Origin of the sequence: Luedemannella helvata, from assembly GCF_039528415.1 — a bacterium.
Taxonomy (GTDB): Bacteria; Actinomycetota; Actinomycetes; order Mycobacteriales; family Micromonosporaceae; genus Luedemannella; species Luedemannella helvata.
The window spans coordinates 5,001-17,909 of the sequence record NZ_BAAALS010000022.1; the positions used below are offsets into that span (position 1 = coordinate 5,001).

14 protein-coding genes are annotated in these 12,909 nt (G+C 72.9%); 5 read left to right on the forward strand and 9 right to left on the reverse strand.

The genetic code is table 11. The features are described 5' to 3' along the window. Nucleotides 1–2: 2 nt before the first annotated feature. A complete protein-coding gene (tyrS, locus tag ABD191_RS20515) occupies nt 3–1,274 on the reverse strand; it encodes a tyrosine--tRNA ligase (RefSeq protein WP_344084405.1) in 1,272 nt (423 codons plus the stop codon). Between the two features lie 15 nt (nt 1,275–1,289). Beyond that, nucleotides 1,290–1,829, reverse strand: a complete 540-nt coding sequence (locus ABD191_RS20520) for a GNAT family N-acetyltransferase (RefSeq protein ID WP_344084408.1) — start codon at nt 1,827–1,829, stop codon at nt 1,290–1,292. 140 nt (nt 1,830–1,969) lie between these two features. Between ABD191_RS20520 and gndA the strand changes: the two genes are divergently transcribed. Further along, entirely contained in the window at nt 1,970–3,427 is a 1,458-nt protein-coding gene (gndA, locus tag ABD191_RS20525) for an NADP-dependent phosphogluconate dehydrogenase (protein ID WP_344084411.1), read from the forward strand. On the opposite strand, the gene ABD191_RS20530 is transcribed toward gndA, so the two are convergent. The 5 genes from ABD191_RS20530 to ABD191_RS20550 form a co-directional block, all read right to left on the reverse strand. Next, complete coding sequence (locus ABD191_RS20530) at nt 3,416–4,294, reverse strand: NAD-dependent protein deacetylase (protein WP_344084414.1); 879 nt, start codon at nt 4,292–4,294, stop codon at nt 3,416–3,418. The two genes, gndA and ABD191_RS20530, sit on opposite strands and share 12 nt — an antisense overlap. Nucleotides 4,295–4,314: 20 nt before the next feature. Then, nucleotides 4,315–4,734: a type II toxin-antitoxin system PemK/MazF family toxin gene (locus tag ABD191_RS20535; RefSeq protein ID WP_344084689.1), complete on the reverse strand. Its 420-nt coding sequence runs from the start codon at nt 4,732–4,734 to the stop codon at nt 4,315–4,317. Nucleotides 4,735–4,810: 76 nt separating this feature from the next. After that, the gene (locus ABD191_RS20540; protein ID WP_344084417.1) at nt 4,811–5,254 is read right to left on the reverse strand and encodes a hypothetical protein; all 444 of its coding nucleotides are present in this window, start codon (nt 5,252–5,254) and stop codon (nt 4,811–4,813) included. A gap of 100 nt (nt 5,255–5,354) precedes the next feature. Next, nucleotides 5,355–8,024, reverse strand: a complete 2,670-nt coding sequence (gene adhE / locus ABD191_RS20545; protein ID WP_344084420.1) for a bifunctional acetaldehyde-CoA/alcohol dehydrogenase — start codon at nt 8,022–8,024, stop codon at nt 5,355–5,357. A 203-nt stretch (nt 8,025–8,227) separates the two neighbouring features. Continuing rightward, nucleotides 8,228–8,887: a DNA-3-methyladenine glycosylase gene (locus tag ABD191_RS20550; RefSeq protein WP_344084423.1), complete on the reverse strand. Its 660-nt coding sequence runs from the start codon at nt 8,885–8,887 to the stop codon at nt 8,228–8,230. Between the two features lie 84 nt (nt 8,888–8,971). Between ABD191_RS20550 and ABD191_RS20555 the strand changes: the two genes are divergently transcribed. Continuing rightward, entirely contained in the window at nt 8,972–9,397 is a 426-nt protein-coding gene (locus ABD191_RS20555; protein WP_344084426.1) for a helix-turn-helix domain-containing protein, read from the forward strand. Continuing rightward, nucleotides 9,394–10,254: an alpha/beta fold hydrolase gene (locus tag ABD191_RS20560; protein ID WP_344084429.1), complete on the forward strand. Its 861-nt coding sequence runs from the start codon at nt 9,394–9,396 to the stop codon at nt 10,252–10,254. Before ABD191_RS20555 ends, ABD191_RS20560 begins: the two co-directional genes overlap by 4 nt. Here ABD191_RS20560 and ABD191_RS20565 read toward each other — a convergent pair. Together ABD191_RS20565 and ABD191_RS20570 are read right to left on the reverse strand one after the other, a co-directional pair. Further along, nucleotides 10,229–10,657, reverse strand: coding sequence for an SRPBCC domain-containing protein (locus tag ABD191_RS20565; RefSeq protein WP_344084432.1), 429 nt, complete (start codon nt 10,655–10,657; stop codon nt 10,229–10,231). The genes ABD191_RS20560 and ABD191_RS20565 overlap by 26 nt on opposite strands. Before the next feature lie 78 nt (nt 10,658–10,735). Continuing rightward, the gene (locus tag ABD191_RS20570) at nt 10,736–11,539 is read right to left on the reverse strand and encodes an alpha/beta hydrolase (protein WP_344084435.1); all 804 of its coding nucleotides are present in this window, start codon (nt 11,537–11,539) and stop codon (nt 10,736–10,738) included. A 68-nt stretch (nt 11,540–11,607) separates the two neighbouring features. On the opposite strand from ABD191_RS20570, the gene ABD191_RS20575 reads away from it, so the two are divergent. Both ABD191_RS20575 and ABD191_RS20580 read left to right on the forward strand, forming a co-directional pair. After that, nucleotides 11,608–12,522 (forward strand): phosphotransferase family protein, encoded by a 915-nt coding sequence (locus ABD191_RS20575; protein WP_344084438.1) that lies wholly within the window; start codon nt 11,608–11,610, stop codon nt 12,520–12,522. Nucleotides 12,523–12,554: 32 nt separating this feature from the next. After that, entirely contained in the window at nt 12,555–12,857 is a 303-nt protein-coding gene (locus tag ABD191_RS20580; protein WP_344084441.1) for a TFIIB-type zinc ribbon-containing protein, read from the forward strand. The last annotated feature ends 52 nt before the right edge of the window (nt 12,858–12,909 follow it).

The following is a 12,909-nucleotide window of genomic DNA, read 5'->3' on the forward strand; positions in this document are numbered from 1 at the left end:
CGCTATCCAGGGATGGACTCCACCCCGGCGATCGTCCGCCGGCCACGCCGCAGGACGAGGTAGCGCCCGTGCATCAACTGGGCCGGGTCGACCACGGCCTCGATGTCCGTGACGCGCTCATTGTTGACGTAGGCGCCACCCTCCGTGATGGTCCGGCGCGCCTCGTTCATGCTCGCCGCGAGGCCTGACTCCTTGAGCAGCGCCGCGACCGGCGGCAGCGGCCCGCGTACCTCGGTGAGACCAGCCTCGACCAGCGCGGAGCGCAAGGTGGCCGCGGACAGTTCCGTCAGCGCGCCACGGCCGAAGAGGGCCTGGCTCGCGGCGACCGCCTGGGCGGTCTCGGCTGCGCCGTGCACGATGGTCGTCACCTCGGCCGCCAGCCGGCGCTGGCCGGCCCGTGCCGCCGGCTTGTCGGCGGTCTCCTTCTCCAGCGCGGTGATCTCCTCCCGGTCGAGGAACGTCAGGGCACGCAGCAGCGTGCCGACGAGGGAGTCCTCGACGTTGATGAAGTACTGGTAGAAGGCGTACGGGCTGGTCATCTCCGGATCGAGCCAGACGCTGCCGCCGCCCGTGGACTTGCCGATCTTCTCGCCCGAGGCGTCCGTGATGAGCGGGGTGGCGAGCAGGTGCACGGACTCGCCGGTCACCTTGTGGATCAGGTCCGTGCCGGCGGTCAGGTTGCCCCACTGGTCGGACCCGCCGGTCTGCAGCCGGCAGCCGTACCGCTTGAACAGCTCCAGGTAGTCCATGCCCTGCAGGATCTGGTAGCTGAACTCGGTGTAGCTGATGCCGGCGTCGGAGTTCATCCGGGCCGAGACCGCATCCTTCTTGATCATGGTGTTGACCCGGAAGTGCTTGCCGATGTCGCGCAGGAAGTCCAGCGCGGACAGCTCCTGGGTCCAGTCCAGGTTGTTGACCATCCGGGCCGCGTACTCGCCGGAGAAGTCCAACAGCGGCGCGATCTGGACGCGGATGCGCTCCACCCACTCGGCCGTCTGTTCCTTGGTCTTGAGCACGCGCTCGGCCGTGGGGCGCGGGTCGCCGATGAGGCCCGTCGCGCCGCCGACGAGGGCGAGCGGCCTGTGACCGGCCAGCTGCAGGCGCCGCAGCGTGAGCACCTGGAGCAGGTTGCCGAAGTGCAGGCTGGGCGCCGTCGGGTCGAACCCGCAGTAGTACGTGAGCGGCTCACGGGCCATGGTCGCGCGCAGGGCGTCCAGGTCGGTGGAGAGCGCGATGAGCCCGCGCCACTGCAGTTCGTCGATGATGTCGGTCACGGTCGAGATTGTCCCTCATCCTGGCGGGGCCGAAAGGAGCGCACCCGGCAGCTCCATGTGGATCTCCTGGATGCTGGGGTCCGGCGGATAGGGGACGGTCGCACCGGTGGGCACGAAGCCGTACCGGCGGTAGAAGGCGGCCGCGCGCTCGTTGCCCTCCGTGACGTAGAGCTGGACGCGGCGGGTGCCGCCCTGCGCGCGGACCCAGCCGATCGCGGTGTCGAACAGGGCGGAGGTGACCCCGCGCTCCCGGCCGCGCCACGGCGGGCTGACATAGACGCCGACGAGATTGGCGACCCGGTCGTCATCGGCTTCGAGCATGGCGACCGTCATGCCGACGAACCGGCCGTCGACGACGGCCACGAAGGTCGCCAGGGCGGCGTCGGTGGCGCCGCGCGCGGCGCGCCCGATCCAGAAGTCATCCGGCTGGCGGACGGACTGGTCGTAGGCCTCGATGAACGCGGTCGGCGTGTCCTTGAGGGCCGCCAGGCGCAGCTCGCGCAGCTGGGGCCATTCGTCGGACCGGATGCGCCTGATCTCCGCGGTCGTGGTCATGGGCCCATCGTGGCAACCCCGGCGGCGGCCCGCCACCGCTTTCCGCGACGCCGGGGCGGGCGGCCCGGGCCGCGGCCCGGGCCACGGCCATAATGGCGCCTGACAGACCTTTTTCTCCGACGACAGATACGTGAGAGCCGATGAGTGAGACGCACGCGAGCGGCCAGCTCGCGCAGATCGGGGTCACCGGGCTGGCGGTCATGGGCCGCAACCTCGCCCGCAACCTGGCCCGCCACGGGTACGTCGTTGCCCTGCACAACCGTTCGGTCGAGCGCACCCGCAGCCTCGTGGCCGACCACGGTGACGAGGGCACGTTCATCCCGAGCGAATCGATGGCGGACTTCGTGGCCTCGCTGGAGCGGCCGCGCGCGGTGATCATCATGGTGAAGGCGGGCGGCCCGACCGACGCGGTCATCAACGAGCTCGTGCCGCTGCTCGAACCCGACGACATCATCATCGACGCCGGTAACGCGCACTTCGCCGACACCCGCCGGCGCGAGGCCGCGCTGCGCGAGCAGGGCCTGCACTTCGTCGGTACGGGTGTGTCCGGCGGCGAGGAGGGTGCCCTGCTCGGGCCGAGCATCATGCCGGGCGGCTCGGCGCAGTCGTACGAGAAGCTGGGGCCCATCTTCCGCTCGATCGCCGCGCAGGTGGACGGCGAGCCGTGCTGCGTGCACGTGGGCCCGGACGGCGCCGGTCACTTCGTCAAGATGGTGCACAACGGCATCGAGTACGCGGACATGCAGCTCATCGCCGAGGCGTACGACCTGCTGCGCGAGGGCCTGGGAGCCTCCCCGGCCGAGATCGCCGACATCTTCCGCACCTGGAACTCCGGCGACCTGGAGTCGTTCCTCATCGAGATCACCGCCGACGTGCTCGCGCACACGGACGCGAAGACCGGCAAGGCGTTCGTCGACGTGGTGCTCGACCAGGCCGAGCAGAAGGGCACCGGCCGCTGGACGGTGCAGAGCGCCCTGGACCTGGGCATCCCGATCACGGGCATCGCGGAGGCCACCTTCGCCCGGGCCCTGTCCGGCCACGCCGACCAGCGCGCCGCCGCGCGGCGGGCCTTCGCCGACGCGGGCGGGACCCCGCTCGCGGTGGCCGACCGGGACGCGTTCATCGAGGACGTGCGGGCGGCGCTGTACGCGTCGAAGGTGGTCGCGTACGCCCAGGGCTTCGACCACATCCAGGCCGGCTCGGAGGAGTTCGGCTGGAACATCGACCGGGGGGCGACCGCCATGATCTGGCGGGGCGGCTGCATCATCCGGGCCCGCTTCCTCAACCGCATCCGCGAGGCGTACGACAACGACCCGAAGCTGCCCTCGCTGCTGGTCGACCCGTACTTCGCCAAGGCCGTCGCCGACGGCGTGCCGAGCTGGCGGCGGGTGGTGGCCAGCGCGGCCGCGGCCGGTATCCCGACGCCGGCGTTCTCGTCGTCGCTGGCGTACTACGACGGGCTGCGCCGAGACCGCCTGCCCGCCGCGCTCATCCAGGGCCTGCGCGACAACTTCGGCGCCCACACGTACCGCCGCGTGGACGCCGAGGGCACGTTCCACACGCAGTGGGCCGGCGACAGGTCCGAGTCACCCGCCTAACTGGGCGACGCGATGGGGCCCGGGCACCGCCCGGGCCCCATCGCGATTCGCACAGGCCGCGGCGAGGGCGGGCAGGACGGTGCCGAGGGGGGCGTCGACGCGCACGTGGGCGCGGTCGTCGGAGCGCGTCGGCCCCTGGTTGACGATCGCGACCGGGATACCGCGGCGGGCCGCGTGGGTGACGAACCGCCGCCCGGAGTGCACCGCGAGCGAGGACCCCAGCACGAGCAGCGCCCGGGCCGCGTCCACACAGTCAAACGCGGCGAGTACGCGCTCGCGCGGCACCGTCTCGCCGAAGAACACGACGTCGGGCTTGAGGGTGCCGCCACAGCCGGCGCAGTCGACCATCCGGAACCGGTTGACGATCTCGTCGGCGAGTTCGACGTCACCGTCCGGGTTCACGGCCAGGGCCCGGGCGTGCAGGTCCGGGTTCGCGGCCCACAGCCGGCCGTCGAGGACCTCCCGGGAGGTCGTCGAGCGGCAGTCCAGGCAGACCACCCGGTCGAGGTTGCCGTGCAGCTCGTTGACGTCGTGCGCGCCGCCGGCCTGGTGCAGCCCGTCCACGTTCTGGGTGACGATGCCGGCCACCAGCCCGTACTCCTGAAGGCGCGCGACGGCGCGGTGTCCCGCGTTGGGCGCGGCCCGCGCGATCGTGCGCCAGCCGACGTGGCTGCGCGCCCAGTACCGCCGGCGCGCCGCCGCGTCGCCGGTGAAGACCTGGTACGTCATGGGCGTGTGTCGACGCGCGACGCCGCTGGGGCCGCGATAGTCCGGAATGCCCGATTCTGTGGAGATGCCCGCGCCGGTGAGCACCACGACACCACCGCCGCTGACGAGGTCGGCGAGCGCGGCGATCGACGTGTTCACCCCACCATGGTGCCTCGCGGTCAGCGCCACCCGTAGGTGTGGCGCAGCTGCGCGGCGATGGCGTCGAAACGCTTGCGGTCGAGGATCGCGCCCTCGCGGCGGATGCCGTCCTCGCGCATGCGCAGGACCCGGTCGAGGCGGACCCAGCTCGGGCGGTCGTCGGCGTCCCAGGCGCCCGCGCCCAGGGCGAACCAGCCGCGCTGCCCGTCGCGGGTGTCCTTGCTGGAGAGCATGAGGCCGAGCAGCGTCTTCGTGCCCTCCCGGCCGACGACGAGCACCGGGCGGTCCTTGCCCTGCCGGGGGTCGTCCTCGTAGGCCACCCAGGTCCACACGATCTCGCCCGGGTCGGCCTGCCCGTCGAGCTCCGGTGCGTAGGCGAGGTGCCGGCCGCGCGGGGGGCGCGGGTACGGCACCGGGGAGGCGGGCGGGCGGCGGACCAGGCCGGCCAGCGGCGTGCGGCTCAGGCGGGCGGCGATTCCTGTGGTCAAGCGAGTCACAGCGCTGGACAGTAGCGGATCACAGAACCACGTACCGCGACCGGGCGGCGGCCCGCCGGGTGGCGGGCATCCGGGAGTGGAACAGCCACGAGCCGGCGTTGCAGCGCCGGCACGCGCGCACGGCGCCGACGACGTTGCGTCCGACGCGCTCGTTGAGGCGTACGACCTGGTGTATCTCCAACCGCTCACCGCAGCGACGGCACCACGCCAGCTCGATGTGGACGGTGGTGTAGCTGATCTGGTATTCGGTGTAGCGGATGACCGCGTACGACTTGCCGGTGCGGCGCAGCTGCGGGTTGCGGGGCGCGCCCGCGAACGGCCCCAGCTCGGCGTGCGAGACGGCCTCGCCGAGCAGCCCGAAACGCGCCAGCCGGCGGCGCATCCGGCCGAAGGTGTCCGAGGAGTGCCGCGCGAGCCACGCGTCGTCGGCCTCGACGCGCCATACCTCGCGCTTGCCCGCCATACGTTGAGAGTGCCATGGCCCGCCTTCTCCGGCGAGGGTCACGACGAGCGTCGCGCCGGATTGGTAGTCATAGATACCGATCCGGCGCGACGCTTTCGCCTCAGGCGTAATAGGCGGCCTTCATGAGTTCCTGCATGTCGGCCAGCATCGGCATGCGGGGGTTGGCGGGAGCGCACTGGTCGGCGTACGCGTTGAGCGCCTGCTGGGGCAGCGCGGCGAGGAACGCCTTCTCATCCACGCCGAGTTGGGCGAAGCCGCGCTCGATGCCGACCGCGTCGCGCAGCTTCTCCACGGCCGTCGCGAGCGACTCGACGCCCTCGGCGGGGGTGCCGGCCGGCAGGCCCAGCGTCTGCGCGATCTGCTGGAAGCGCTGCGGGGCCTGGTAGTTCTCGTACTTGGGCCAGCCGGTCAGCTTCGTGGGCGGGGTGCCGTTGTACCGGATGACGTGCGGCAGCAGCAGCGCGTTCGTGCGGCCGTGGGCGACGTGGAACGTGGCGCCCAGGGTGTGCGACATCGCGTGCACGATGCCGAGGAACGCGTTGCCGAACGCCATGCCGGCGATCGTGCCGGCGTTGTGCATCTTCTCCCGCGCCACCGCGTCGTCGCCGTGCTTCACCGCCCGCTCCAGGTGGCCGAAGATCAGCCGGATGGCGTGCAGGGCGAGGCCGTCGGTGAAGTCGTTGGCGTAGACCGACACGTACGACTCGATGGCGTGGGTGAGCGCGTCGAAGCCGCTGTCGGCCGTCACCACGGGCGGCAGCTTCGCCGTCAGGGTCGGGTCGACGATCGCCACGCTCGGGGTGAGCGCGTAGTCGGCCAGCGGGTACTTGTGGCCGGTCGCCGTGTCGGTGATGACGGCGAACGGGGTGACCTCGGCGCCCGTGCCCGACGTGGTGGGCACGCAGACCAGCTGCGCCTTGTCCCCCAGCGTCGGGAAGGCGAACGCCCGCTTGCGGATGTCGAAGAACTTCTCGCGCATGTCGGCGAAGACGACCTCCGGGTGCTCGTAGCGCAGCCACATCACCTTCGCGGCGTCCATCGCGGACCCGCCGCCCAGCGCGATGATCGTGTCCGGCTGGAAGCCGCGCATCAGCTCGGCGCCCCGGTCGACCGTGGCGACGCTCGGCTCGGGTTCCACGTCGTCGATGATCTGCAGCGACACCCGCTCCGAGCGGGTCTGCAGCACCGTGATGAGCTGGTCGACGTAGCCGAGCCGGGTCATCGTCGGGTCGGTGACGACCGTGACGCGGTGCACGTCGGGCATGTCCGCGAGGTACCGGATGGCGTGCGGCTCGAAGTAGATCTTCGGCGGCACCTTGAACCACTGCAGGTTGTTGGTGCGGCGGGCGACGCGCTTGACGTTGATGAGATTCACCGCCGAGACGTTGTTGGACACCGAGTTGCGGCCATAGCTGCCGCAGCCCAGCGTGAGCGACGGGATGAGCGCGTTGTACATGTTGCCGATGGCGCCCTGCGAGGCGGGCGAGTTCCACAGCACCCGCACGGCCTTGACGCGCTTGCCGTACTCCTCGACCAGGTCGGCGTCCTCGGTGTGGATGACCGCGCTGTGGCCCAGGCCGTGGAACTCCACCATCCGGGCGGCGTAGTCCAGGCCCTGCGCGCGGCTCGACGCGCGCAGCACGGCCAGCACCGGGCAGAGCTTCTCGCGGGTCAGCGGCTCGATCGGGCCGACCTCGTCGACCTCGACCAGCAGCACCGACGTCTCCGGCGGCACCTCGAAGCCGGCCTGCGCGGCGATCCAGGGCGCGCCCCGGCCGACCACGTCGGCGTTGAGGGCGGCCTCGTCGCAACCGGCGCCGCGGGCCGTGACGCCGAAGATGAGCTTCTCCAGCTGCTTCTTCTCGGCGGCGTTGACCCGGTACGCGCGCAGGCCCGCGAACGCCTCCATCGCCACGTCGTAGATGTCGGCGTCGAGGATGACGGCCTGCTCGGAGGCGCAGATCATGCCGTTGTCGAACGACTTGGACAGCACCAGGTCGTTGATCGCGCGGGCGACGTTCGCGGTGCGCTCCACATAGGCCGGCACGTTGCCCGCACCGACGCCCAGCGCCGGCTTGCCCGCCGAGTACGCCGCCCGCACCATCGCGTTGCCGCCGGTCGCGAGGATGGTGGCCACCCCGGGGTGCTGCATGAGCGCGGTCGTGGCGGCCAGCGACGGCCGCTCGATCCACTGGATGCAGTGCGCCGGGGCGCCCGCGTCGATCGCGGCGTCGCGCACGATCCGCGCGGCCCGCGCCGAGCACCGCTGCGCGGCCGGGTGGAAGGCGAACACGATCGGGTTGCGGGTCTTCAGCGCGATCAGGGCCTTGAAGATGGTCGTGGAGGTCGGGTTGGTCACCGGCGTGACCCCGCAGACCACGCCCACCGGCTCGGCGATCTCGACGATGCCGTTGATGTCGTCGCGGGCGATGACCCCGACGGTCTTCATCCCGGCCATGTGGTGCGTGACGTGCTCGCACGCGAAGATGTTCTTGACGGCCTTGTCCTCGAACACCCCACGCCCGGTCTCCGCGACCGCCTCCTGGGCCAGCGACACGTGCTCGTGCAGGGCGGCCACGGAGGCCTTCTTCACGATGTGGTCGATCTGTTCCTGGGTGAGGCTCTCGAAGTCGGCCAGCGCCCGCAGCGCGTTCTCGACCAGGCCGTCCACCTCGGCGGCGGGTTCGCGATCGGCGTCCGGGGCCGTCCCGACCCGGTCTGGCTTCACGGCGGGCCGCTCCAGCACGGTCGCGGTCGCGGGCTTGGACATGGCGGTTCCTCCCGGTCGGTGCCACGCCGGCGACAGCCCGGTCGGGCTCCGCGCGGCGCTGGCGTTCTCACCGCCAATTCTTTTGCTTCGTGGGGCCGTGCGGTGGAGCGTTACGGCCCTACCTGGTGAGGGCCGAAGGTCCCGTTCGCGTGGTGTGGACCCGGGAGTCCGACTCGGGTACGCCCGGGCGTGGCGGGCTAGGCCTAGCGTCCCGGCCGGGCCGGGCCCTGGGGCGCTGCCCGCCGCTGCCGGTCACGTGGGGCGTGCGGGCGGTACGGGCTCACCGTCGGGTCGTCGACGAGCCAGAATCGCCAGGCGACGTCCGCGGCGGCCGACACTCCCACGCGCGGGCCGCGCGCGATGGCCGTGGGTGGCACCGGCCGCGCGGGCGGCGCGAGGCTCGCGACCGTCCCCGGACCCAGGAGGTACGTGCCGTAGGCCGAGCGGTCGAGGCCGAGCGCCTGCGCCAGGCGGGCCGGGCCGCGCGCCAGGTCGGCGTCGCGGCGTACGGTCGGTCGCCGCGTGCGTGCCGTGTCGACGCCCGCGACCACCTCGCCGGCGCGCAGCAGCACGGCGGCGGCGGTCCCGTCCGGCCCGCACACGACGTTGAGACACCAGTGCATGCCGTAGCTGAAGTACACGTACAGGTGCCCGGGCGGGCCGAACATGACCTCGTTGCGTGGGGTGCGGCCCCGGTAGGCGTGCGAGGCCGGGTCGACGGGGCCGGCGTACGCCTCGACCTCGGTGAGGCGGACGGTGACCGCGTCGGCGGTGCCCGCGCCGGTCGTGAGCCGGCACCCGAGCAGCGACCGGGCCGCCACCGTCACATCGTCGCCGGCCAGCGCCGCCCACTCGGATCCCATGACACCGCCGAGCCTACCGTCAGCAACCTAACACTCCTTATGCTTCCCTATCCTTCCTTAACTCAGAGGTGTTAAGGTCGTTTTATGGAACAACAGTTGTACTCCGTCGACCAGGTCGCCGACCTGCTCGGCCTGCACGTGCGCACCGTCCGCGGCTACGTGCGCGACGGCCGGATCAAGGCCGTCCGCATCGGCAAGCAGTACCGGATCGCGCGGGAGGACCTCGAGGCGTTCACCGGGCGCCCGGCGCCAGCGGAGCAGACCGTGCGCCGGCAGCGCCACGTCGAGGTGTCGAGCATCGTCGAGATCGACGCGGTCAGCCCGGACACGGCCGACCGGGTGGGCACCCTGCTGATGGGCGCCACCGCGACCCGCCGCGCCGGCGACGCGCCGCTGCGCGTGGAGACCGTCTACGACGCGGCGCGGGGCCGGCTGAAGGTCATCGTCCTGGGCGGGCTGCGCGACAGCGCCCGCCTGCTGGAGTTCATCGACACGGTGGTGACGCCATGACGACCATCTACCGGACCGAGGCCGGCGGACGGCGGGTCCGCGAGCGCTACGCCGAGACGCTGCGCGCCTGGCCGGTGCCCTACGAGCACCGGCGGGTGCCGACGCGCGAGGGTGAGACGTTCGTCGTCGTGTCCGGCCGCGAGCAGGCGCCGCCGCTGGTGCTGCTGCACGGCTCGGGCACCAACGCGGCCATGTGGATGGGCGACGTCGGCACCTGGGCGGAGCACTTCCGGGTGTACGCCGTCGACGTGATCGGCGAGCCCGGCCTGAGCGCGCCGGCCCGCCCGGCATTGGACACCCAGGCGCACGCCCTCTGGCTCGACGACGTGCTGGCCGGGCTCGGCGTCACCACGACCGCCGTGGTCGGCGCCTCCCTGGGCGGCTGGCTGGCCATCGACTACGCCACCCGCCGGCCGGGCCGCGTGACCAACCTGGCGCTGCTGTGCCCGGGCGGCATCGGCCGGCAGACGTGGGGATGGGTGCTCCCCGCGCTCCTGCTCAAGCCGTTCGGGCGCTGGGGGGTACGCCGGACGCTGCGGGCGGTCGCCGGGCTCGACCTGGCCGGCGCCGAAGAGTTCCTCGACGGCATGACCCTGACCCACCAGCATTTCCTGCCGCGCCGGGACCGCCTGCCGGTCTTCAGCGACGACGCGCTGCGGAGCCTGACGATGCCCATGCTGGTCATCGCCGGCGAGCGCGACGCCATGCTCGACTCGCGGGACACCGCCCGGCGGCTGGCCGGCACCGTCCCCCACGCGGACGTGCGCGTGCTGCCGGGCGTGGGGCACTCGATCGTGGGCCAGCGCGACGCCGTCCTGGCCCACCTGGGCGTCAGTCGCGCTGGACCACGTCCCTGAGTCGGTCGAGCATCGCCTGCCAGAACGCGCCCGTGTGCGCGACCTCGTCCGTACTCGCGTTGTTGTCCTGGGTGAGCACGACGCGCGTGCCACCGTCGACGGCGTCGAGCACGTACGTGAGGGTGTGGTAGCTCTCCGGCTCGTCGGGCTGCCCGGACAGCGGGCTGTAGTGGGAGACCTGCAGCAGCCGGCCGGGGTCGGCGACCAGGACCTCGCCCTTGTCGGCGTAGGGCCGGCCGTCGAACTCCCCCTCCCAGGTGATGGGGCTGCCCGGCGTCCAGTCCGAGGTGACCCGGGAGCCCATCAGGTACCTCTCGATGGTCGCGGGGTCGGTCAGCGCGTCCCAGACGCGCTCCGGAGGGGCATCGACGGTGACCATGGCGGTCGAGACCAGTCCAGTCATGTGCGCCCCTTACCCGTTTCGGGTGGCATTACCCGCTCGGCGGCCCACCCGCGTCGCCCGACTGCGACGTACTGCCCGTCAGCCGAGCCGGTCGAGGAGGTCTGTCACGGCCCCGGTGATCCGCGGTCCGTGGAACAGCTCCGCGTCGTTGTGGTCGGCCCCGTCGATGACGACGACGGTCACCGGGCCGGCGGCGCGGTCCGCCACGGCGCGGCTCTGGTCGGGCGGCACCGTGGCGTCGGCGCCGCCGTAGATCACCACCGTGGGGACGCGTACCCGCGCGATGGTCTCCGCGACCGCGAACCTGTCCCGCAGGAGCAGCCGTACCGGCAGGAACGGGTAGTGGACCTGGCCCGCCGCCGCCAGGTCCACGAACGGCGAGCGCAGCACCAGGCCGGCCGGCGGATGCTCGGCCGCCAGGCCGGTGGCGACCGCCGCGCCGAGGCTCTCACCGAAGTAGACGACCCGCCCGGGCGCGAACCCCGCGGCGGAAAGGTGGGCCAGGCCCGCCCGGGCGTCCAGGGCCAGGCCCTCCTCGGTGGGGCTGCCCGGATTGCCGCCGTAGCCGCGGTAGTCGACCACCAGGACGGTGAGCCCGGCGTCGGCCAACGAACGGGCCAGCACGATCCGCCCGGCCCGGTTTCCGGCGTTGCCCGGCGTCATGAGCACGGCGTACCCGCGGTCGGCGCCGGTCGGCGGCAGCAGCCAGGCGGACAGCCGCAGACCGTCGGCGGTCTCCAGCGCCACCTCGCGCACGTCCGGCGGCGCGGCCGGCGCGGCCGGGTCGGGAAAGTAGATCAGGCGCCGTTGGGCGAGCCACAGGACCGCGACCACGGCCACGACCGTGACCAGGACTACCAGGAGTACCCGCCAGGTGCGCACGAACGCATCCTAGAAACGCCACCCGGGGCGCGCCGGTGCCGGTCGGCGCCGCACGGCAGACTGGGCGGGTGACCGAGGCCCCGCTCCTGGACGCGTTGGGGGGCGTCGGCCGCCGCTACGCGGGGCCGGACGCCGACGTGGTGCCCCTGCCGCGGGCGGACCAGCGGCCTGCCGCCGGCGCGGTGCTGGTGCGGTGCGGCGCGGTGGTGGTCAAGGCGCACGCCCCCGGCACTGACCGGGCGGCCCTGCGGGTCCGGCTCGCGGCCGCGGCGGGAACGCCGCTCGCCGAGGTGCTGCTGGCGCCGTTGGAAACGGAGCCGATCGCGGTGGGCGGGCGCCTGGTGTCGGTGTGGCCCTACGGCCGGCCGGTCGCCGTCGACCCGGCCCGCGTGCCCTGGGTCGAGGCGGCGACGCTGCTCGCGCGGCTGCACACCCTGACCCCGCCCGCCGGCGGGTTGCCCGCCTGCGGCGCTGCGCGGCGGTCGGCCGACAACGTGGGCGCGCTGCGCGACGGTGGACGGGCTCAGGCCGTCGTGGCGGCTGCCTGGCGCACCGTGCCCGACTGGGCGCGCGGGGACGCGGCGCCGCCCGGCCCGCTCACCGTCGTCCACGGCGACTGGCACCTCGGCCAGCTCGTCGCCCGCGACGGCGGGTGGCGCCTGATCGACGTCGACGACCTCGGCGTCGGGCCGCCGGTGTGGGACTTCGCCCGGCTCGCGGCCCTGCGCGCGCTCGGCGTGGTCCTCGAGGACGAGTTCCGGGGCTTCCTTGACGCGTACTGGGCGGCCGGCGGGCCGGCGCTGCGACCCGGCGGCGGGACCGCCGAGGACCCGGCCGGGTGGACGGCACTCGACGCCGTGACCCGGGCCGCCGTCGTCTCGATGGCGGCGAAGCGGGCCGGCGCCCCGGCCGGCGGGTATCCCGACGCGTTGGAAGGTCACCTGTTGCGGGCGTGCGCGCAGATCGCGGCATGTCCGACGTGACCCGGGTTGCGTGGCCGACGGACAATGGCGCAATGACAGGACCAACCAATGTTCTGCGCTGTCCCAAGTGCCAGGCCAACATGCGCACGTACGAGCGCAACGGCGTGCACCTGGAGCAGTGCGAAAGCTGCCGCGGCATCTTCCTCGACTTCGGTGAGCTGGAGGCGCTGACCCGGCTGGAGGCGCAGCTCAGCGCGCCCCCGCCACCTCAGCAGCACGCCTATCCCCAGCAGCCGCCACCCGCGCCCTACCCGCCGCAGCCGGGCTACGGCTACGGCGGTTACGGGCACGGGCACCGCAAGCGCGGCTTCGGCGGCCTGTTCTTCTCCTCCTGAGCGCCCCCGCGCCGCCGGTCACCTGACGTGACCGGCGGCGCGGTCCGCATGG

Excerpts from the sequence above, each read along its gene's own strand:
- ABD191_RS20520 (WP_344084408.1), bottom strand. The coding sequence starts at position 1,829 with ATGACCACGACCGCGGAGATCAGGCGCATCCGGTCCGACGAATGGCCC.
- gndA (WP_344084411.1), top strand. The coding sequence starts at position 1,970 with ATGAGTGAGACGCACGCGAGCGGCCAGCTCGCGCAGATCGGGGTCACC.
- ABD191_RS20540 (WP_344084417.1), bottom strand. The coding sequence starts at position 5,254 with ATGGCGGGCAAGCGCGAGGTATGGCGCGTCGAGGCCGACGACGCGTGG.
- adhE (WP_344084420.1), bottom strand. The coding sequence starts at position 8,024 with ATGTCCAAGCCCGCGACCGCGACCGTGCTGGAGCGGCCCGCCGTGAAG.
- ABD191_RS20550 (WP_344084423.1), bottom strand. The coding sequence starts at position 8,887 with ATGGGATCCGAGTGGGCGGCGCTGGCCGGCGACGATGTGACGGTGGCG.
- ABD191_RS20555 (WP_344084426.1), top strand. The coding sequence starts at position 8,972 with ATGGAACAACAGTTGTACTCCGTCGACCAGGTCGCCGACCTGCTCGGC.
- ABD191_RS20560 (WP_344084429.1), top strand. The coding sequence starts at position 9,394 with ATGACGACCATCTACCGGACCGAGGCCGGCGGACGGCGGGTCCGCGAG.
- ABD191_RS20565 (WP_344084432.1), bottom strand. The coding sequence starts at position 10,657 with ATGACTGGACTGGTCTCGACCGCCATGGTCACCGTCGATGCCCCTCCG.
- ABD191_RS20580 (WP_344084441.1), top strand. The coding sequence starts at position 12,555 with ATGACAGGACCAACCAATGTTCTGCGCTGTCCCAAGTGCCAGGCCAAC.